The sequence below is a fragment of the Bacillus litorisediminis genome (genome assembly GCF_022808645.1).
GTDB lineage: Bacteria > Bacillota > Bacilli > Bacillales > JC228 > Bacillus_BF > Bacillus_BF litorisediminis.
In genome coordinates, this window is record NZ_JAKZKT010000001.1 from 142,997 (window position 1) to 164,439 (window position 21,443).

A 21,443-nucleotide genomic window follows, 5' to 3' on the forward strand; every position below is an offset into this window, starting at 1 on the left:
ATCTTTGAAGCTCTCTTTTCCTCTTCGATTCATTTTTGTCCTTTATAGCAAAAAACGGAGGTACAACCTCCGTTCCCTAATCAATAATATTCATCTTTTTCAAAAATTCAATTGGATGCTGCTTGCGAAAGTGTTCCATAATCATATAAGCGACTCCATTTTCTTCCGCTGAACGGGTAATCCAGTCAGCTCTTTCCCGGATATACTTTGGCGAATCACCCATGGCGACTATGAGTCCGCAAGTCTCCAGCCACTCGAGATCTTCTGCCCCATATCCAATCCCTACTGTTTCCTCCATCGATATTCCAAGATAATCAGCTAAGTAATGGAACGATTTTAGGGTGGAAACTCCTGCCGGAACAATGGTTAACCGATTGTTTTCTCGCAAGTTACTGTCAATTTCATCAAACATACCCTTTAATGCTTTTTGTGCATCTAATAAGTCTTCTCCATCCTCAAACTGAACATCGATGTTTAGGGGCGACAGATTCTCTTTTTTAACATATTCTTCTATATCTTCAACAAACCGAACCTGATATGGTGTCCGATCTCCTGGTGTGAAAATCGCCTTAGCCTTTAGTTGCTTTTGTTCCTCAGGCTGTTTGCATAGTATGAAATTTTCGGTTATGAGTTTGATTTCACATGGGAATGCTTCAAGGAATTTGATGACATCTGCTGTGACATTTTCTTGTATACGGCGGACAAAGATGGGTTTTTCTGAGGCCGACGAAATGTAGGCTCCAACATGAGATACGATGGTTGCCTCTATTTTTAACGTTTTGGTTATTTTTTTTACATAGCTGAATGGATGAGAAGTTATAAAGACAATATGAATCCCTTTATTTTGAACATACTGGAGAGAGTCTTTTACAGACTTATACAGTCTGCCTTGATTATTAAGGACTGTTCCGTTTAACGACAAAGCGAGCAGGCGATATAACAATGCGATTCCCCCATTCTAAGGTGTAAATATCCCTTATTAAGAAATATGTCTGTGAATAGGTACTTAGAACTAGACAAGCTGGAGGAAATCATAGATTAAAACGAAAAGACCGCCCCCAAAGCATACCTTTCATATGCTTTAGGGGCAGTCCCCGATATGTCTATTTTTCTAGAGCCCCATAGATTTCTTCTAGCGGCTTCATGATAATCCGATTCAGTTCCGTGATGACCATGCTCATTCTTTGCTCTACTTCTAGCAATTTTCCGATTTTTTCATTCTGTTGGGCAAGTGCTGCTGCCTTTTGTGCTTGCTGTACTTCTTCTTGAGTAATTGGCTGCCCTGTCATTTGTTTTTGTTGGAGCTGCATTTGGATATTACGAAAGTTTTGGAAAATTCCTTGAGCGGCTGTGTCTTTCTCTACATCAGCATATGCTTTATGAAGTTCCGCAAATTCGTCGCTTTGACGGACCGCTTTCTCCAAATCGTGGGCTGCATCATACATATTAACAGACATTTCTCATCCTCCTTCTCGAGTCTTCCTTCCACTATAACAAACTATGTCAATATTATCGAGGAGTTCCTTAAAGAAAGAACAGGACTAGAGATTGAATCACTCCGATAAAGCCTCCTAAAAAGGCTCCTAAATACGTAATCATTTTTAATTCAGACTTTGCTACCGATAACACCAGTTCTTCCACTTTTTCTAATGAGAATGATTGAACTTGTTCCACTACCAACTGATCAATTTGAAGCTTTTCCAATAACAAATCTAAGTTGGAAACAACCCCTTTACCGCCAATCTCAACGAATTTAGGCAATAGCTGATTAATGACTTTTTCTGTGTAAGGGGCCATCGCTTCTTTAACAGATTTATTGAACAATGCAGTAATAGAAATACCCTTTCTCATTGTATTTTGCAAAAAAGGAATGATATTTTCCCGTTTTACGATTTTCTCGGCTTCCGAAATTTTATTCTTCTGCCATTTCTCCCACTCATTGAAAAACAGGGAATACAGAAGATCGTGGGTCCCTTCATTTTGAATAAACCGTATTATTTCTGGCTGTATTTTATCGACAAGATTCACATTCCCGAGTAGCATTTGCAACATATTTCCAAACATTCCCCTATTTTGCAGAAATTCATCAGCCATCCTCTGAATTCGCCACTTTCCCTCTGCACTCGAAAAATAATCTTGACATTTTTCTAATATATATGTAGTTAAACTATAGATTTTCTGGCTGATATCTTTTTTTAATTCTTCCGGAATAGCTTGCTCTAATGGGATGTCCCCGTACTTTTTAAGCATCTTTACATAGGCTTCTTCTATTTTGCTATCCAGAAATCTAACAGTCCGCTCATCAGCATGATGGAATCCCCATTCTTCTAACACTTGCTGAATTGTCTTCCCCGACTCTAGCCATTTGCGGGCTTCAGCCTGAATAAATTCAATCATGTCCTGTTTAAAGGAACCATTTAATAATCTTTTCTCAATTCGTTCCTTTGTAATTAACTGTTCAACTACCAACTTTCCGAGCTGATTTGCTAATTCTTCCCTTCTTTTAGGGATTAAGCCTGGCGTTAGCGGAACTTTGAATTTTCCAATATATAAGGGACGGTATGGCCGAAACAACATTTTGATAGCTAAAAAATTAGTGAATCCGCCAATTAATGCCCCAATCAAACCGAGAAAAAGCATACTTGTCCATAAATTCATCTAAATCACCTTTCAGTATTGGTACAAAGCACCGTTTCTTTCAGTGTTTCATACGATAATAAAAAATGGGCTCTGGGTCTGTATAATTTATACTGCTTATTATCCCATTTGTCCATAAAAGGATGAGTACTGTGGATATATGTACGATTCAGGTTGACCCTTTGCTTCAGGATTATCAAATATTTCTGCCGGTATCAATAAAAAAACATCTGTTTGAACATAAGTGCACCATTAAATTAGGGGATAAACAAGCTAGGGTTTCCATTCTTTTTAAACAGAAACTTTCTGCTGAAATCATAATCAGCGAAAAAGTAGCAGATGACTTAAGAGTACCGAAAAATCAGGTCAAACTCCAATTTTATGTAAATAAGAAAGATGCAACCATTGTGTTGGGTCCCATCTTGATGATTTGGACAGACGTTTCTTCAAATGATTTATCATCTCCTTTCTTTGATTTTTGCAAGGAGGTAATGACGGAAGGTCAAAATAAAGGAATTTTTGCATTTGTCCAAGTAAAAAATCAGACAGCAGGACTATTTTGGAGTGATGGAGGATGGCAGGAATCAGCCCGGATCCCAGCACCTGATGTCATTTATAACAGAATCCATTCACGCAAATACGAGAAAAGCTCATTGTTTTCATCGATAAAAAGCCAATGGAAAAATGCAATTATATTTAATGATCATTTTCTTAATAAGTGGGTTATACACGAACTCCTTTTTACAGATATCGAGATTCGAAAGTTTCTTCCAAAAACTCATCTATTAGATCTTACTCAACTATTATCGACTCTAGCCGATTATCCAAAAGCATACCTTAAACCGGTAAACGGGAGTCAGGGCAGAGGCATTTGCTTCATTGATCGGCAAGAAGAACAAAATAAGTTTTGGGTATACGTTTCTGAATCAGTTGCAACCGATCCATTTTTGCTTAAAAATATCGATCAGCTTTCAACGTTTATCGAACAACTTCAAAAAAGAGATACCTACATTGTTCAACATGCCATTCCTATATTCACATTAGACGGTCAATTAGTTGATTTTCGGTTTCTGCTTCACTATTACGAGAGAACATGGCATATTACATCTGCGGTCGCAAGAGTAGGAGAAAAAGATAGAATTATTTCTAATCAAGCTCAAGGCGGTCAGTTGCTGAAACCGCTGCATGTTCTCGAGCAATGGTTCCCGTCTGAAGGAAAACGAAAATTTGAAGAAATGGGAGCACTTTCAAAAAAAGTGGCAGAAACTTTGCAGAAATCCTCTAATGGTCTTTATTGTGAGCTTGGATTAGATTTAGCCATTGATAAAGATGGAGGAGTCTGGATTCTTGAGGTCAATTCAAAACCGTCTAAAACTTCCCCTCTCAGGGAAGAAATCCAAATCCGACCATCTGCAAGAGCGTTATGTAAAACGTGTCTGTCCCTTTTTCATGAACAGAAAAATTCAAAATAGAATCAGAGGTGAGAACATGCTGACTCTTGGTTTAATTTCGCTTCAGCCTGAAGCTCAGGGCTTTTTCAAACAAATAGCTGAACATGCCAGCGATTATGGAATTATGGTTTACCGTTTTAGCCCCATACAAATACAGCCTGAAACAGAACTGATTAAGGGTGAACGATATGACCCAGACTCAAAAACATGGGTCCGCGATACATTTCCGATCCCAAAATATTTATATGACAGAGTTTTTTATGGGGAAGATCGAATTTCATCCCAAAGCCGGGCGATTCTCCGCTGGCTAAAGATGAGGGATGATCTCGTATTTTTAGGATACGGACTCCCTAATAAATGGAAGCTTTATCAGAAATTATCTGAACTTGATTCAATCTCTCCTTATTTACCATTAACGAGAAAGGCTTCATCTACAGAAGATATCCAAAATGCCCTTTTAAAATATAAAAAAATTGTATTGAAGCCAGCAAACGGAGCACACGGCTATGCAATTTACGTTATTAGTTCGCATCCCAACGGAGTCCTAATTCAAACACAAAAGAAAAATAAGGTCATTCAACATGTTGTTCCATTAAATGGTTCATTTCAGAAATGGATTACAGAACTAATTGAGGGAAAGGATTTTTTAATTCAGCCCTTTTTAAAAATTCAAAACCATGAAAATCAGCCATTCGATGTAAGGATTTTTTTACAAAAAGATGAAAGAGGCATATGGGTTGAACGAGGGCGTGGTGTACGCGTTGGTATTCAGGAAGGGATTATTTCCAACTTAAGTGGAGGAGCTGATATCAAGCCTTATACGGAGTGGCTGAAGGAACTGCCTTTTTCGAAAAGAGATTTTATTCATCAGGAGATTAATACGCTGATAGAGTCGCTCCCCTCACATTTAGAGAATAGTTTTTTCCCGTTGTTTGAGTTAGGTTTAGATATTGGAATTGCGAGGGATTATTCCGTTTGGCTGCTTGATGCCAATTCGAAACCGGGTCGACATGTCATCCTTCACCTTTTTCCTGAGCTTGAAGAAACTTTAGCAAATGCACCGCTTCGATTTACACGATTTTTGCATGAGTCAAGTAAGCCGGGGAGAGTGAAAAAATGAAACTTTGCACTCTAAAAATTGTTGATCAAGAAGGCTTTTCCTTAGGCTACCCCAAAAACTGGAGCCAGAGTAAGCCTGTAAAGGTCTCTTTTGGAGGTGCTACAGAAGAAGTCCAAAGTGCACCCCTAACTACAGCAGACCATACTTTTCTATTATCTAAGCCTCTAGCAGAAAAACTCTATATGCCGCTTACCATTCGGCGTATACACGTGATCCAAAAAGATAACACTCTATATTTTGGTCCGCTGATTGGGATTATTACGTCAGGTTTTACTTCGATTAAAACAAAGCCAATTGGTGATCGAAGTTCTTTTTTTTCTAGAATAATGAGATTTCAAGCGAAACAGGGCGTTGTGTTTATAGTATTTGGAAAAGATCATATCAACTGGGATGAGGGAACAATTAAAGGGTTTTCTTATAATGAACAAGGCTGGGAGCAAGTAACTGTACCGTTCCCTAATGTCATTTACGACCGCCTTCCGAATCGAAAAATGGAAGGAGAGGAAAAGTTTCGTATCGTTAAAAAGAAACTTCAGGATGAATATCTTATTCCTTGGTTTAATCCCGGATTCTTTAACAAATTAGATGTATTTGAACGGATTGAGCAGGACAATGACGCACAAAGGTACTTACCCGAAACGCATGCCTTTACGTCCTTCGATGTCATTGAACGAATGCTTTCTAAGTATGGCCATGTTTACGTCAAACCGCAAAATGGCAGCTTAGGCAGCGGCATACACCAACTTTTCTACGACAGAGACTCAGACTCCTACTATTGCCGCTTCAAAGACAAAGAAGGAAACAAACGATTGCGAAAGTATCAAACATTAGAATCACTATTTAACAACCTTTTTAAAAATAAATCTTTGAAAAACATGATGATTCAGCAGGGAATAGCCTTAATGAAATATAATCATCATCCCGTTGATTTTCGGGTTCATACCAATAAGGATGAGGCGGGAAATTGGACTGTTTCCGCAATTGCAGCAAAGGTCGCCGGCACGGGCAGCCCTACCACCCATATTAAATATGGCGGTGAGGTCAAAACATTAGAAGAGATTTTTCCAGACACGAAACAGAGAAAAAAAATAGAAGACCAAATTACCGAAGCCAGCCTCATTTTGAGCCGGGCATTAGAAAAAAATATGGAAGGAATTATTGCTGAAATAGGCTTTGATCTAGGTGTGGACCAACAGGAACAAATATGGCTTTTTGAAGCGAATTCAAAGCCAGGCCGCTCAATTTTTATCCATCCAGACTTAAAAGGGTTCGAACATCTTACTAGAAAACTGATGCTCTCTTACGCCATTTATTTAACGAAGATGTCGATTCTTTCTCCAGAGGAGTTATTCTCATGAAACATACAATGGAAGCGACCCTTTTACAGCGCCTCGGCTTGGAAGAAACAGAAATAAAAGTTTTGGCTGGAATTTTGGCATGGAAGAGCCGCACAGGAAGTATCGTAGGCAATAAAAAGCTTTTTGAAGACTTGCAGAGAAAATTGTTATCGTGTCAAGGTGTTTCTTATATCATCACCCCAAATCAGTCGTTAGACAGACATGAAATCGAAGGCTATTTATTCGTTCCAAATGAAAATGTCTGGATTCAGGCAAATGTTCCGATCCCAAACGTGATTTATAATCGGGTTCCATATTATCAGCATGAAAAAAGCGAAAAATTCGATCAGTTTAAACAAGATGCTCTCAGAAAAGGAATCCCTTTTTTTAACTCTAGTTTTTTAGACAAATGGTCTACCTATCAATTACTTTCCCAACACGAGAAGATCCGTGAACATTTACCTGACACAATAGAGGTAAAGGACGAAGAGACTTGTTTTCAATTCCTGAGAAGGTATTCATGTATTTATGCAAAACCGAAATTAAGATCAAAAGGTTTTGGCGTAATGAGAATTCGCCTAAAACAGGATGGCAAAATTTATTGCGAAACAACTTCTACCACGATTTTATTTGCTAACTTTACCCGATTTTGGGAAAGATTTTATACTACTTTTGAAAAAAACCAGTATATACTCCAGCAGGCCATTGAACCTAAAACCTATAAAGGAAGAAGATTTGACCTGCGGATATTGGGCCAATTTACAGGTTCTGGCTTTAATATGACGGGTATTGGTGTTAGACAATCCTTTCACCAGGAGGTAACGACTCATATTCCGAAAGGTGGACGAATCATCCCGTTTTCAAGAGTAACGCATATGACCCCGGTGCAGCAGCTTGAGGAACTTACTCAGATGATCGGTAAAGAATTAAATAAAGCATTTGGAGTATTTTATGAATTTTCAATAGACATCGGGCTTGATGAAAATCAACACCCATATTTATTCGAAGTCAATGCTAAGCCGATGACCTTTGATGAGGAAGAAATCGAATCAAAAAGAATGCAGCAGCTTTGTACTTTATTTATCAGGCTTTATCAACAAAAATAGCGTAACTCTACTCCTTTATAAATTGCCATGATTTATGGTTAAATGAGAAAAAGGCAAATTCATTGGGAGAGGGTGTTACCGCAGTGATTTCACATTTTCAGTATAAACCGGTTCATTCATCTAAATTATTTGGATGGACCATTTCTTTCTTCTATAAAGGAAAACGTATTGAAGCAACCTATCATAAAGATGGCCGGGTTGAATGGCATCAAAACCAGCCGTCAGCAGAAGAATTAGACACAATAACAAGAGCGATTCACGAGTTAATGCTTTATCACGTGTATGATGGATCCTAATGTATGAATCTAGCCTTTTCCTCACAAGTTATAGGAGAGAACTTGTGAGGGGAGGTTTTTTCATGTTTGAAAAAGAACATTTAACGATAAAAGGGAAATCCTTTATGAAAGATGTGGAGTATGAAGGTAAGAAACTAGTTCAGCTCGATGAGGATCGTATTATTAATGAGGGTTTAAGCGGCGGTAGTGTACACTTTAGGGCAGATAGCACAAATATTGAAGAAGCTCATCCTTTTCCGGAAGAAGAATCCCCGCGAACCCAGGGTTGAAGAAAGCTGCTTATGAAAGAAATATTATGGGCATTCGCATAAAATAAGAAGGAGTCAGTATTGTCTGGCTCCTTCTTTTGCTATAATGAAAGCATGATTCTAATCCCGAGGTTTTGCAAATGATTGAGAAATTGTTAAGTCAATATCCAACTGCTAAGCTCCAAGAAGAACCGCCTCAAAATAACAAAAAGTATCAATGGTTTTTTGATGAAAATAATAAAGTATATCTGGGGATTCAGCGCCAAGATCTAACGAATGATACAGAGGTTCTGCTTGCCTGCCTGTTTGAAAAATGGGAACCGGCAGAATCCCTTGTTCCAGCACGTAATTTATCTATTCTTCAAAAGGGATGGTACTCACTATTACACGATGGACAAGTCAATGAAGTAGTCGGCGAGATCCATCATTTACGCTTTATACATATAGAACTCCTAAATTCTGAGTTATCCGCAATTGACATTGAAGAAGCCTGTACAGGTTTTTTTAACCAAACCATTCAAATGGTTTGGCTTACGGATACATCATTAGTTCTAATAGAAAAGGACTCATCTGACTCAATTCAGCTAGAAGACGTGATCGCATTTAGTAAAATTTTAGAAGGTGATTTTTACGTAAAAGCCAAATTTTATTTAGGAAAATGGCGATCTTTTTCGGAAGTAAAGGAAGTCACCAATTTTTTTCAAAGAGAATATCAGCTTTTCCAAAGACTGCTGCGTGAATTTGGAAAACAGTCGTATTTTACGTTTGAACGGGTCGTTCCTTACCTTATGATTAATCAGCTGCCTAAAGATTTTATTAAGATGCTAAAGGAAGAATATCAATCTGTCATAGAAGATCCGGAGCTTCTACACACGGCACAAGTGTATATTGAAAATAATATGAACACTTCCCTAACTGCAAAAAAAATGTTTATGCACCGCAACAGTTTGCTATATAGAATTGATAAATTCACTGAAAAAACGGGACTCGATTTGAAACAATATGAATCGGCCTGGATAATATACTTTTTGAGCTTACTCTCGAAATAAGAAAAATTCGAAAAATTGCCAAGGTGCCCAATAGGGTGCCTATTTTTTTGTGCACTTTACCTATTTGGAAGGGCTTTCAGTTCCTATACAATACTAGTAACAGTAAAAAAATTTTTGAGGAGGTTTTTATTTTGGCAGAACTTAGACTTGAACATATCTATAAGGTTTATGAAAAAGATGTAACCGCCGTTAAAGATTTCAATCTTCATATTCAGGACAAGGAATTTATCGTTTTCGTCGGTCCATCTGGCTGCGGAAAATCAACGACTTTGAGAATGATTGCCGGGCTTGAGGAAATTACCCAAGGGGATTTTTATATCGATGATAAGCGTGTAAACGATGTAGCTCCAAAGGATCGCGATATTGCGATGGTGTTCCAAAACTATGCGCTTTATCCGCATATGTCCGTTTATGATAATATGGCATTCGGACTTAAGCTTCGTAAGTTCCCTAAAGCTGAAATTGACCGTCGTGTTAAAGAAGCCGCTAAGATTTTGGGGCTCGAAGCCTACTTAGATCGTAAGCCAAAAGCTCTTTCAGGCGGTCAGCGTCAGCGTGTTGCCTTAGGACGTGCAATTGTCCGCGACGCAAAAGTATTCCTTATGGATGAACCGCTTTCAAACTTAGATGCGAAGCTCCGTGTGCAAATGCGTGCTGAAATTGCTAAGCTTCATCAGCGCCTGCAAACCACAACGATCTACGTAACCCATGACCAAACCGAAGCGATGACAATGGCTACCCGGATTGTTGTTATGAAGGATGGAGTTATACAGCAGGTGGGTACTCCAAAAGAAGTGTATGAAAAACCTGAAAATATTTTTGTTGGCGGATTTATTGGTTCTCCAGCGATGAACTTCTTCACTGGAAAAATTGAGGGAGACCAATTTGTTTCTGGTGAAACAAAACTTACAATCCCAGAAGGGAAATTGAAGGTTCTAAAAGATCAAGGCTACGTTGGAAAAGAAGTAATCTTGGGTATCCGTCCTGAAGATATCCACGATGAGCCGGTATTTATTGAGTCTTCACCAGGCACATCATTTAGTGCTCACATTGAAGTGGCAGAACTTACGGGTGCTGAAATGATGCTTTACTCCCAAATTAACGGGCAAGACTTTGTGGCCAGAATCGATTCCAGATCTGAAGTGAAAGCCGGCCAAACGGTAGATTTGGCATTTGATTTAAATAAGGCTCACTTCTTTGACACCGAAACGGAACTTCGAATTCGCCCTGAGGGTGCAAGCGTAACAACCCAAAATGAAATAGCAGCTGATTTAGAAAAATAAACTTATAGCAAAACCACTTTATGGGATCTTCCTGTAAAGTGGTTTTACTTATTTTCGTCCTCTTTCACTGACACAACTTCATCATGTCCGCATGTCAAACAGGAGAATAGATGAAAACAAATATGGTTTTTCCAATCAGCAGGATCCCCATTCTCCAGTTTTAATTCGTCAATCTCCATATAGGCACTATAGTCATCATAGTAATCACTTATCTTCCCGCTATCAATTAGCTCATTTTGGCAATTTCGGCAAATAATTCTCTTCGTATCGAATCCATTACACAGGGGACAAATATACATACAGCGGCTTTCCTTTCATTCAGACTTTTTGGATATAGAAATAGGGCAAATGGATAAGCTTATAATTGCCCAAAACCATAGAGACTATGTGAATGATCGATTGGAAGGATTTGACCGAAAAAGGGAGCATTTACCTAAAGAAAAAAAGAATAGTTTTCTCCCTTATCAAACACAATAAAAATACATTCGATGGGTTAAACCATGTTGGTCGCGGAAACTATTTCCGTCGCGCTGGTTCAAATCCAGCTAACCCAACCATTAAAAAAATATTTTTTGAGGAGATGAAACAGAAATGGCACGTAACAACAACAACAACCAATTATTAGTACCTGGAGTTCAACAAGCTCTTGATCAAATGAAGATCGAGATCGCACAAGAATTTGGTGTACAACTTGGTGCTGACACTACTTCACGTGCAAACGGATCTGTTGGAGGAGAAATCACTAAGCGCCTAGTTTCTATGGCTGAAAGCCAACTTGGCGGAGGATTCCCTCAAGCGTAACAATTGAATAAAAATGGCTAAAGCCCCCGTTTTTATACGGGGGCTTTTCATGGCTTTAATTAAAACCGAACCATTTTCCGAGGGTCTACCCACTCATCAAATTGCTCTTCTGTAATATATCCGGTTGCTAAGGCCGCAGCTTTTAAGGTTGTATTTTCTTTATAAGCCTTTTTCGCAATTTCTGCTGCTTTTTCATAGCCAATATGCGGATTTAGCGCAGTAACCAGCATTAAAGAATCTTGCAGGTATTGCTCAATTTTTTCCTCATTCGCTTCTAATCCGACCAAACACTTATCATTAAATGAATGGATGCTGTCAGATAAAAGGCGAACGGATTGCAGGAAATTATAAATAATCACTGGTTTGAAAACATTTAATTCAAAATTCCCTTGACTAGCGGCAAAGCCAATAGTTGCATCGTTTCCGAAGATTTGACTGCAAACCATGGTTACTGCTTCACTTTGAGTTGGATTTACTTTTCCGGGCATAATTGAGCTGCCCGGTTCGTTAGCCGGAATGGTGAGTTCACCAATCCCGCTTCTTGGACCGCTAGATAACCAGCGTACATCATTCGCAATTTTCATAAAATCAGCCGCTAACGCTTTTATTGCACCATGAGCATGAACAAGTTCATCATGAGAAGTCAGGGCATGGAACTTATTGTCGGATGAACGGAATGGATAACCCGTATTTGTTTGTAAATAAGCCGCTACGCGATCGCCGAAATCAGGCTCAGCATTAATTCCTGTTCCAACAGCCGTTCCTCCAATTGCCAGGTTCATCACATGTTCCATGCTTTCTATAATCATTTTTTGAGATTTTTCAAACATCGCTCTCCAGCCGCTGATTTCTTGTCCTAATGTTAAAGGAGTCGCATCCTGGAGATGAGTCCGTCCAATTTTAACAACAGAGCGGAACTTGTCTTCCTTTTCTTTTAGTGTTTGAATCATTTTATCTATAGCTGGCAGGAGCCTTTCCGTTACATATTTATAAGCGGCAATATGCATAGCTGTCGGGAAGGTATCGTTTGAACTTTGTGACATGTTAACATCATCGTTTGGATGAACTTTTTGCTCAATGCCTTTTTCAGTTAAAAATTGATTGGCCAAAAAGGCAATGACTTCATTTGCATTCATATTGGACTGAGTCCCGCTTCCTGTCTGCCAGACTTTAAGCGGAAATTCACTGTCATGTTTCCCAGCAATGATTTCATCACAAGCTTTAACGATGGCGTCTTTTTTCTCTGCTGAAAGCTTACCTAAGTCATGGTTAACAGTCGCTGCTGCTTTTTTTAATTGAGCGAAAGCGTGCATAACCTCAAGCGGCATTACTTCCTGACCGATCGCAAAGTTTTGCAGACTCCTCTGTGTTTGCGCTCCCCAAAGTTTTTCCTTGGGAACTTTCACTTCCCCTAGCGTATCTCTTTCAATCCGATATTCCATGTCTTTCACTCCTTTTGTTCAATCGATTTCCTTTTTTTATATGTACCACTGGTTTATGTAAAAAAGGCATAAACCATTTTTAAATAAATCTTACATGTTGACAATACTATAAAGCAAAGGGAAGACACAATTTTTTTGCATGGGTTTTGCATCTGACGTCAGCTTTTGTCCTTCATTCCTTTTATGATGGACATTTTCATTGCTTCTCCTCGTACCATTGTCCTTCATACCCCTTATGATGGACATTTCCACTGCTTCGCCTCCTACTTTTGTCCTTCATTCCTTTTATGATGGACATTTCCATTGCTTCTCCTCGTACCATTGTCCTTCATACCCCTTATGATGGACATTTCCGCCGCTTCGCCTCCCATTTTTGTTCTTCATCACACTTATGATGGACATTTCCGCTGCTTCGCCTCCAACCTTTGTTCTTCATCACACATATGATGGACATTTCCGCTGCTTCGCCTCCCACTTTTGTCCTTCATCACACTTATGATGGACATTCCGCTGCTTCGCCTCCTACTTTTGTCCTTCATCACACTTATGATGGACATTCCGCTGCTTCGCCTCCTACTTTTGTCCTTCATCACACTTATGATGGATACTTCCATTGCCGTTAAACCCAACTAAATAAAAAAAGACCGAATTCTTCACAAAAAAGAATTCAGCCTTCCTATCTTGATTCACTCACTATACAGCGAGCGAGCTTTTCGCACCCTTTTGCAGCTGGTACATTTGATAATACTTGCCGCCATTTTTCATCAGCTGTTCGTGGTTTCCTCTTTCAACAATTTGACCTCTGTCTAAAACGAGGATCAGGTCTGCGTTTTTGATTGTGGAAAGACGGTGCGCAATAATAAAAGTGGTTCTTCCTTTTTTCAGCACATCCATCGCATTTTGAATTACCGCTTCAGTTTCTGTATCTATATTGGAAGTCGCCTCGTCTAATACCAAAATAGCCGGATCAAATGCAAGGGCACGCGCAAAACTGATCAGCTGCCGCTGTCCGGAAGATAAAGTGCTTCCTTTTTCGACAACCGGTTCATCTAATCCTTTTTCTAAATGCTTGAGAATTTGGTCTCCCCCTACGGCTTTCAGAGCCATTTCCATTTGTTTGCGGGTAATCCTGTCATCATTCATACTAATATTTGAAGCAACCGTCCCTGTAAATAAAAATGGATCCTGAAGCACAATCGCCATATGCTTTCGCAGGGCTTGTTTTGGAAGATCTTTTACATCTTTTCCGTCTATTTTGATAGCTCCTTTTTGACAATCATAAAAGCGGAAAAGCAAATTAAGAATAGAGCTTTTACCTGAACCGGTATGGCCAACTAGAGCAACCGTCTGACCGGGCTTTGCTGCAAAATCAATATCCTTTAAAACATACTCATTTTCTTTGTAGGCAAACGAGACCTTCTCAAATTGAACATGGCCTTTTACCCGTGGCATCTCATCATCACTAACCGGAGTTCCTTTTTCATCCATCAGCTGAAACACCCGCTCCCCGGCTACTAATGCCTGTTCAAGATTGGCTAGCTGGTTCACAATGCCGTTTACTGGTTCGAACAATCTGGTAATATAATCAACAATTGCATACAAGACTCCCAGTGAAACTACAGTTCCAATTCCTAGAGACTGGCCTCCAAAATACCAGATAAAAGATACAAATACAATATTGCGTAACAACCATGATAAATTATGTCCGGTCAAGGAATCTAGATTAAGCATCTTATTTTGGTATTTAAAATGTTCAGCATTCAACTCTTCAAATTCTTGTTTCGTCTCTTTTTCTCTTCTGAACGCTTGAATAATTGACATCCCTTGAATCGATTCATTTAACATCCCATTAATTTCGCTTATTTTCGAGCGAATGACATGGTTATAGACGGATGCGTATTTTCGATAGAGCTTCATCCAAACGAATAGAATCGGCACTAATAGTAAGCACCAGGCAGCTAAAGTTGGATCTAGAATGAAGAGCCCGATAAATACTCCAATAATATAAATGATACTGGTAAAAAAGTTAGCCAACACGGCAACATAGAGCTCCCTAATCGCTTCGGTATCATTAGTGATTCGGGAAACAACCTTACCTGCGGGCAGATTGTCAAAATACTGAATCGGCAAACGTGAAATATGCTGAAACACATCATTTCGCATTTTTTGGATAATCCGGTTTGCAGCTTTTTGCAAATAAAACCGTTGGCCATATTGAAAAAATGAAGCAAAGACGAGAAGACCAAAGTAAGCACAGATTAATATCATAATTTTCGGTACTTCAGGCTGGTAAAAAGCCATCACTTCCCGCGTGTTTAATTTCGTACCGGAATACTCTCTTGTTTCGTCCCCGCTTGTAATCGTCAGAACTCCATCATTAAATGTCCGTTTTCCATCAAAATCGATCTCCGAGGGAACAAAGATGAAATCTTTTTGAACTTGCAGAATCCGTGCAGGGGTCCCTTTCTCTTCTCCCTCTTCAAAATAGGCTTCCCGTTTATACCAAGTCCCATTATACTCTACTGCTTCTTCACCTTGTGTTGTTTCATACCAAGGAGATTCAATGCCAATAATATGATCATCAATCAGTTTTTTTGCAATAAATGGACCCATAAGCTCCGCTCCGACGGAAACAGAAAGCATTAATAGAGCCAAAATAATCATCATTTTAAACTTTAATGCGTACTGAACTAATCTTTTGCCTGTATTCATTGGTGATCACCTCCGCCCACAGCTGTTTCAAGCTGCTGGTGCAAATACTGTTCGTGATACCATCCATCTTTTTTCTTCATAAGGATTTCATGTGTTCCTTCTTCTACAATCTTCCCATCATCTAATACGATAATCCAATCGGCATGCTGAACTGCTGATAATCGATGGGTCGTGATGATTGTGGTTTTTCCCGAACGTTCTCTGCGAATATTTTCAATAATTCTTGACTCTGTCTTTGCATCGACGGCTGACAGGGAGTCGTCTAAAATTAAGATTTCAGGATCTTTAATTAAAGCCCGCGCAATCGAAATTCGCTGTTTTTGCCCGCCAGACAGCGCTACACCCTTTTCCCCGACAAGCGTTTCTAAGCCATCTGGCAGAAACTGAATATCCTGATCAAAGGCTGCCAATTCGATTGCCTTTCTTAACTCTTCCGCTGTTGCATTGGGCTTCCCGAATAAAATATTTTCTTTTACGGTTTTAGAAAACAGAGTATGATCCTGGGGTACATACCCTATGAACTCTCGAACTTGTTCAATTGTTTGCTGTTCAATGGGGATACCTGAAATCGTTAGTTCACCCTTACCCTTGGGATAGTATTTTAGTAACTGCTTCACAAAAGTGGTTTTCCCGCTTCCCGTTTTCCCTACAATCCCTAAGGTTTCCCCCCGATTAAAATGAACCTGAATCTGATCGAGATTTGGTACATTAGACGTTGGATATTGAAAAGACACACGATTATACCCGACGCTTTCCGGTTTTGTTACTAAAATTGGCTCTTTAGCATCCGCAACATCCTGCTGATAGGAAAGCGTATTTTGCAGACGATCAAGAGAAGCACTCCCCCGCTGCATCACATTAATGAGCTCTCCCACTGCAAACATCGGCCAGATCATCATACCCAGATATACGTTAAACGTGACAAGGTCACCTAATGAAATCGTTTGCTGGAATACTAAATAGGAACCGTATCCTAAGCCAATCAGATAGCTGATTCCGACTAATACTTTAATTATCGGACCAAATAAGGAATCGATTTTGGCGACAGCTAGGTTTTTCTCATAAACGTCCTCTGTCATCTTACTAAACCTTGCCTCATCTGCCCGTTCTTGCACATAAGCGCGGATAACACGGACACCAGATACGGATTCCAATACCCGGTTATTCATCTCTCCAAATGTGTCCTGTGCGATTGTGAAGCGCTTATGAATTTTCTCTCCTAAAATCTTTATGAGATATGCCATGACAGGTAATGGTATGATTGCTGCAAGAGTCAGTTTCCAGCTAATCATAAACCCCATCGCAAATAGAACGGTAATCATAAAAATACTGCTGTCCATTAGCGTTAATATCCCAAAGCCGGCAGTTGTGGAAATAGCTTTCAAATCATTGGTCCCGCGAGCCATTAAGTCACCCGTTCTAAATTTTTCATAAAAGACGGGTGTCATTTTTAATAAATGATTCATAAATTTAGAGCGTAATTTTCTTTCAACGACATAGGCTCCCCCAAATAGTTTGTTAACCCACACATACGTCAAACTATAAGAAACGACAGCAATCCCCAACAACCCGAGGATATATTTTACCATCAGTTCATTTGTTAAGATTCCCTGATGAATATCATCAATCGCCATACCCACTAATCTTGCCGGCATAATATCCGTGATACCGACAATGGCCAAAAAGATCAGTGCAATCGTATAACGTTTCCATTCTTCTTTAAAAAACCATGATAATTGTCTAAACACCTTAAACATAAATTCTACCTACTCTCTGTCTTTTCTTTCGACTAGCCGCTCTCTGGATCTCCTTTGTAAAATCCTTTCTTTCCATTGATTTGAATCATAATAATTCCTCCCTAGTTTTTTCTTGAAAATGATTTATCTGAAAAACGGGGGCTACCCGCTGTTCATTAGAAATACATAAAGTAAAAAAAGGCATACCGCACCTGTGGTACGGCATACCTTTTTAATTCATACCGATTCCTTCAGATTGCAGCATAAGGCCGCAACCTAGAATCCTATAGAAATATAAAAGAATATTATGAACTATAAACGGAGCTAGGCTGCGCCATCATATTTAATTTTTGCATACCGCCAATAATGAATAGAAAATCGATTAAAATCATGACACAACAGCTCCTTTCGTTTACATTTTTTTCATATGCTCTGTAAGATTACCATCGTTCCCAAGTAGTGTCAATATAAATTTTTAGAAAATTATTGACAGAAGAAGCTTTGAGCACTGCATTTCAGCCTTTATTATTGCAATTCGGTTTTTTTGATTACAAATTGGTAAATGACCCAGAAAATTCTCTCGTCTACCGTATGATTATTATATAAGCTAAATAGAGGTGAATCTTATGAATGAACCTAATACTCCCTCTGTTCATCCTACCATCAAAAAATGCATGCTGCACCTGGATATCTTGGGTGCTGACGACAAAATTAAACAAATTGTATATATGTATATGGAAGGACTAAAAAAAGAAATTGAAAAACAACAGGAAGCATAAGTACTGGCGTCGTGATGGCCAGAAGTATATGATATGAACGAAGTGCACTGCAGGGGGATTCATAAAAGAAAAAGAACTCTCATGCTCATCTTGAAGCATTGAGAGTCCTTTGACATTAGGCTGTTTTATTAACTGAAAGATCTTTTCTCATCATTTGGTTTGGTGCTGTTAAAAGCAGCAGATATACAATTACAGCTGTAATAATGATAGATGGAATCATATAGCCGCCGTTGTAGGTTAGCGAATATAGCCAAATAGGCTGTCCTGGTGGTGCCCATTGTGCAAAGAACGTAATACCTGAAATAAAATGGATGAAATAACGTAAAAGTCCGCCAACGACCGTTCCTGCAATCGAATAGGCTAAAAGCTTTCCTTTATTCTGACTGATTAAAGCATTCTGGACTGGTTTCGCAAAAAGACCAGCAAATCCGACTAATGCAAATGCCAGCGAATAGTCAAAAATAATTTGCAGAAAGTATAGAATCGTTGCAAAACCGTTTACTAGCTGAATCGATCCTAATAAAAACCCAGTTAATAATCCGCCTTTTAATCCCCATCTAAATGCCATTAAAACAACAGGTACCATCGCAATCGAAATGGAACCCCCCTGTGGCCAAATACTTTTCATAAGAATACCAGAAAGATAATCTAATAAAAATGCAATTGCAGTGAAAATGGCCACCTCTACAATGAATAGAGTTGATCTTGTTTGCATAAAAAATCCCCTTTCTTTTTGGAGGGGGAGTGAACGAACCATTTCTCAAAAAAAATAAAGCAATGCTAAAAGCACTGCACGCTGGACGAAATGGTAAACCACATCCCTACGCTAGTACTAACTAACAGGTTCGAAGGGTCTGAACAAAGTTCACTCTCAGCCGTATACAGGCTCCCCTTGTGGAAAAATAAATATATTAAGTTCACATTCATTATAGGAAAGGGATAGAGAAATTGCAATGAAAACCTTTTATTGTTAGCAGGAAACTCAGAATAAGTTCTAGAAATGTATAAAGAAAACATGTTCAAAAGGGGAAATTGGGATGTTTGCAACTAAGCTTCACATTCATGATTATTTGGAATCCTATAAATATTCTTTGCTCGAAAGGTGGAGCAAAAAAATTATAGTCTCTTCAAATGATCCCTTTCAAGGAAATATTCTAAAAAACGGCGAGCTTATGTTTTCTATTGTCCAAAAATCTATTATGACACCTTACGAGCAAATGAAGCCACAAATAGAAATACTGGCTAAAAAGGTAGCTGAGGAAAGAGTGGCTGCAGAATTCAACATTGGAGAATTTGTTTATAACGTAAGCATTGGCAGAAGTGAAATATTTCATCATTTATACCAGCTAGATCTCAAAGAAAAACATTTGTTTTTGCAAGAAATCTTCGATAATATCAATCAATGTTTTGATCGCTTCTTATATTGCGCAGTCAGTCATTATGACGAACTAAAAGATAAAATCATTGAAGAAAAAAATAGCTTTATTAATCAATCTCATAAAGATCGGTTAACTTTGCTTGGTCAAATGACATCTAGTTTTATCCATGAGTTTCGCAATCCATTAACATCGATTCAAGGGTTTGTACAGCTTCTGCGTTCCGATCATCCGACTGTCCCATATCTTGATATTATTGCAGGAGAAATTGAACAATTAAACTTTCGGATTTCCCAATTCCTCCTTCTCTCTAAAAAAGAATTAATTGGAAAAGAAAAGGGAAAAATTGATTTGCAGCTTTTAATCGAAGAAATCCTTTCTTTTCTTTATCCCAGTTTATTAGGTGCAAAAGTAGAAATATGCAAGCAATTACAGTCAGATACTTACATCTTTGGATACCAGGATGAACTCCGGCAAGTCTTTATGAACATCCTATTTAATGCAATTGATGTTCTGCAAAACTATCGGCTAGATCCAAAAATTTATATACATTCCTATACATATGATAATCAAGTAGTCGTTAAAATTTCTAACAATGGACCTGTAATCCCGCCTGATTTAATTAAAACCATATTTGAACCGTTTGTCACCACAAAACAGTTAGGGACTGGCCTCGGACTATTTGTTTGTAAAGAAATTATCGAAAAACATAAAGGCACACTAGAGTGTATCTCCAATTCGGAGCAAACAACTTTTACTATGACTTTTCCAGCTCATCTATAAGCGCAATCATAAATGTGGAGGACAAAACCTTTTGTCCTCCTTTAGTTTTCGGCCAAAATCTCTAACAATAAATCGGGACGGTCAGTTATGATTCCGTCTGCCCCTCGGTCAATCAGCTTCTCCATCGTTTCTTTATCGTTAATCGTCCAATAATAAATTCTCATACCCCGATTGTGAGCATTTTCTATGATATAATCCTTTGTTAAATCAATTTCCCCCTCATGCAGCGGCAGCTGAAAGGCATGAACTTTCGGTCGGTAAAGCGGCTGAATTGAAAGCATACTTGAGATAACGAAGTTTTTTACTTCCCCTCTGCCTCCTCCAAGTGCGACTTGATTGCCGCTAAAATGCTGAAAAGAATCAACAATACTTTGATCAAACGAAACAACGAGTGTTTGATCCGCCATATCATATGTATCAATCAGTTCCCAAAGCTTTTGCACGACTTCATCCATTCTGTTACGCGGATTATTATGTTTAATCTCGATCATCATATAGTGATTTGGAAAAGCTTCAAATATTTCTTGGACCGTTGGGATTTTTACTCCTTTTCCCCGATAAGTATAATTCCCGTTCTCATCTTGAAAGTTGAATCCTGCATCCAATTCTTTTAACTCTTTTAATGTAAAAGATTCTACCTTCCCGGTACCATTCGTTGTTCGATCCACAGTAGCATCATGAATCGCAACTAGATGTCCGTCTTTCGTAATATGGACATCAAACTCAAGTACATCTGCTCCCAGTCGGGCAGCCTTTTCAAAAGCAGCCATTGTACTCGACGGAGCTAAATCTGCTCCGCCTTGATGAGCAATCACCAACGGTTTTTTTGTCTCAAGAAAGGGATGCACGTCAGCTTTTTGGCCTGGCAGAGCTAAAAGTAACACAGTGAAGCCAATCAGTACTAATAACGAAATCTTGAGAATCCTGCTTAGCGTGCTTTTTCTTCTTTCGTATTCGACATTTCCCATCGGATCATTCTCCCAACATCAATTGATTGTGTACTCATTATAGCAAGTCTTGGGCATGTGTATGTACAAAAAAATACGACCTCCCTCTTAGGGAAATCGCTATTGTTTGCCTTTTTCAGTATCGGAATCTTCCATAATTTCTCTCATTCCGCGTCGAAATTCGTGAATAGTTTTACCGGCTGCACGGCCGAGACTAGGTAACTTGGATGGTCCAAATATTAATAACCCTACTATTAAGATGACAATCGCTTCGCCAAATCCTATATTCACAGCTAGCATCTCCTAGTGTTAAAGTATGATTCTCATTTAATATTATATT

At 38.8% G+C, this 21,443-nt stretch carries 22 protein-coding genes and 1 riboswitch; of the genes, 11 read left to right on the forward strand and 11 right to left on the reverse strand.

Features of this window, described 5'->3' with window-relative positions; translation table 11 throughout:
• Positions 1-76: 76 nt before the first annotated feature.
• The 3 genes from MLE14_RS00675 to MLE14_RS00685 all read right to left on the reverse strand — a co-directional run bounded on the left by MLE14_RS00675 (position 77) and on the right by MLE14_RS00685 (position 2,658).
• Entirely contained in the window at positions 77-943 is an 867-nt protein-coding gene (locus MLE14_RS00675) for an HAD-IIB family hydrolase (RefSeq protein ID WP_243296306.1), read from the reverse strand.
• Positions 944-1,103: 160 nt separating this feature from the next.
• Complete coding sequence (locus MLE14_RS00680) at positions 1,104-1,457, reverse strand: YlbF family regulator (RefSeq protein ID WP_243296307.1); 354 nt, start codon at positions 1,455-1,457, stop codon at positions 1,104-1,106.
• Between the two features lie 67 nt (positions 1,458-1,524).
• Entirely contained in the window at positions 1,525-2,658 is a 1,134-nt protein-coding gene (locus MLE14_RS00685) for a DUF445 domain-containing protein (protein ID WP_243296308.1), read from the reverse strand.
• A 131-nt stretch (positions 2,659-2,789) separates the two neighbouring features.
• Here MLE14_RS00685 and MLE14_RS00690 point away from each other — a divergent pair, with 131 nt between their 5' ends.
• From MLE14_RS00690 to MLE14_RS00725, 8 genes are all read left to right on the forward strand, one after another.
• A complete protein-coding gene (locus MLE14_RS00690; protein WP_243296309.1) occupies positions 2,790-4,109 on the forward strand; it encodes a YheC/YheD family endospore coat-associated protein in 1,320 nt (439 codons plus the stop codon).
• A 16-nt stretch (positions 4,110-4,125) separates the two neighbouring features.
• Entirely contained in the window at positions 4,126-5,208 is a 1,083-nt protein-coding gene (locus MLE14_RS00695) for a YheC/YheD family endospore coat-associated protein (protein WP_243296310.1), read from the forward strand.
• Entirely contained in the window at positions 5,205-6,566 is a 1,362-nt protein-coding gene (locus MLE14_RS00700; protein WP_243296311.1) for a YheC/YheD family endospore coat-associated protein, read from the forward strand. Before MLE14_RS00695 ends, MLE14_RS00700 begins: the two co-directional genes overlap by 4 nt.
• Positions 6,563-7,651 carry a YheC/YheD family endospore coat-associated protein gene (locus MLE14_RS00705; RefSeq protein ID WP_243296312.1) on the forward strand — a complete coding sequence of 363 codons (1,089 nt, stop codon included), beginning with the start codon at positions 6,563-6,565 and terminating at the stop codon, positions 7,649-7,651. The genes MLE14_RS00700 and MLE14_RS00705 overlap by 4 nt, the downstream gene beginning before the upstream one ends.
• Positions 7,652-7,734: 83 nt before the next feature.
• Positions 7,735-7,947, forward strand: coding sequence for a DUF5342 family protein (locus MLE14_RS00710; RefSeq protein ID WP_243296313.1), 213 nt, complete (start codon positions 7,735-7,737; stop codon positions 7,945-7,947).
• Positions 7,948-8,009: 62 nt separating this feature from the next.
• On the forward strand, positions 8,010-8,216 hold the full coding sequence (locus MLE14_RS00715) for a hypothetical protein (protein WP_243296314.1): 207 nt from the start codon (positions 8,010-8,012) through the stop codon (positions 8,214-8,216).
• 119 nt (positions 8,217-8,335) lie between these two features.
• Positions 8,336-9,244: a PucR family transcriptional regulator gene (locus MLE14_RS00720; protein ID WP_243296315.1), complete on the forward strand. Its 909-nt coding sequence runs from the start codon at positions 8,336-8,338 to the stop codon at positions 9,242-9,244.
• Positions 9,245-9,375: 131 nt separating this feature from the next.
• Positions 9,376-10,527 (forward strand): ABC transporter ATP-binding protein, encoded by a 1,152-nt coding sequence (locus MLE14_RS00725; RefSeq protein ID WP_243296316.1) that lies wholly within the window; start codon positions 9,376-9,378, stop codon positions 10,525-10,527.
• Positions 10,528-10,571: 44 nt separating this feature from the next.
• On the opposite strand, the gene MLE14_RS00730 is transcribed toward MLE14_RS00725, so the two are convergent.
• Positions 10,572-10,826, reverse strand: a complete 255-nt coding sequence (locus MLE14_RS00730; RefSeq protein ID WP_243296317.1) for a hypothetical protein — start codon at positions 10,824-10,826, stop codon at positions 10,572-10,574.
• Between the two features lie 292 nt (positions 10,827-11,118).
• Here MLE14_RS00730 and MLE14_RS00735 point away from each other — a divergent pair, with 292 nt between their 5' ends.
• Positions 11,119-11,328 (forward strand): alpha/beta-type small acid-soluble spore protein, encoded by a 210-nt coding sequence (locus MLE14_RS00735; RefSeq protein WP_243296318.1) that lies wholly within the window; start codon positions 11,119-11,121, stop codon positions 11,326-11,328.
• Between the two features lie 59 nt (positions 11,329-11,387).
• Here the strand turns inward: MLE14_RS00735 and fumC are convergent, their stop codons facing one another.
• From fumC to MLE14_RS00755, 4 genes are all read right to left on the reverse strand, one after another.
• Positions 11,388-12,770, reverse strand: a complete 1,383-nt coding sequence (gene fumC, locus MLE14_RS00740) for a class II fumarate hydratase (protein ID WP_243296319.1) — start codon at positions 12,768-12,770, stop codon at positions 11,388-11,390.
• Between the two features lie 90 nt (positions 12,771-12,860).
• Positions 12,861-13,022: a hypothetical protein gene (locus MLE14_RS00745; RefSeq protein WP_243296320.1), complete on the reverse strand. Its 162-nt coding sequence runs from the start codon at positions 13,020-13,022 to the stop codon at positions 12,861-12,863.
• 441 nt (positions 13,023-13,463) lie between these two features.
• On the reverse strand, positions 13,464-15,482 hold the full coding sequence (locus MLE14_RS00750; protein ID WP_243296321.1) for an ABC transporter ATP-binding protein: 2,019 nt from the start codon (positions 15,480-15,482) through the stop codon (positions 13,464-13,466).
• On the reverse strand, positions 15,479-17,239 hold the full coding sequence (locus MLE14_RS00755) for an ABC transporter ATP-binding protein (RefSeq protein WP_243296322.1): 1,761 nt from the start codon (positions 17,237-17,239) through the stop codon (positions 15,479-15,481). The genes MLE14_RS00750 and MLE14_RS00755 overlap by 4 nt, the downstream gene beginning before the upstream one ends.
• 605 nt (positions 17,240-17,844) lie before the next feature.
• Here MLE14_RS00755 and MLE14_RS00760 point away from each other — a divergent pair.
• A complete protein-coding gene (locus MLE14_RS00760; RefSeq protein ID WP_243296323.1) occupies positions 17,845-17,997 on the forward strand; it encodes a hypothetical protein in 153 nt (50 codons plus the stop codon).
• Positions 17,998-18,112: 115 nt separating this feature from the next.
• Here MLE14_RS00760 and thiT read toward each other — a convergent pair whose 3' ends face one another.
• A complete protein-coding gene (gene thiT, locus MLE14_RS00765; RefSeq protein ID WP_243296324.1) occupies positions 18,113-18,712 on the reverse strand; it encodes an energy-coupled thiamine transporter ThiT in 600 nt (199 codons plus the stop codon).
• An 86-nt stretch (positions 18,713-18,798) separates the two neighbouring features.
• Positions 18,799-18,900: riboswitch (TPP riboswitch) on the reverse strand.
• A gap of 134 nt (positions 18,901-19,034) precedes the next feature.
• On the opposite strand from thiT, the gene MLE14_RS00770 reads away from it, so the two are divergent.
• The gene (locus MLE14_RS00770) at positions 19,035-20,156 is read left to right on the forward strand and encodes a histidine kinase N-terminal domain-containing protein (RefSeq protein WP_243296325.1); all 1,122 of its coding nucleotides are present in this window, start codon (positions 19,035-19,037) and stop codon (positions 20,154-20,156) included.
• Between the two features lie 41 nt (positions 20,157-20,197).
• On the opposite strand, the gene MLE14_RS00775 is transcribed toward MLE14_RS00770, so the two are convergent.
• Complete coding sequence (locus MLE14_RS00775) at positions 20,198-21,124, reverse strand: glycerophosphodiester phosphodiesterase (RefSeq protein ID WP_243296326.1); 927 nt, start codon at positions 21,122-21,124, stop codon at positions 20,198-20,200.
• Between the two features lie 99 nt (positions 21,125-21,223).
• Complete coding sequence (locus MLE14_RS00780) at positions 21,224-21,394, reverse strand: twin-arginine translocase TatA/TatE family subunit (protein ID WP_313897644.1); 171 nt, start codon at positions 21,392-21,394, stop codon at positions 21,224-21,226.
• Between the last annotated feature and the right edge of the window lie 49 nt (positions 21,395-21,443).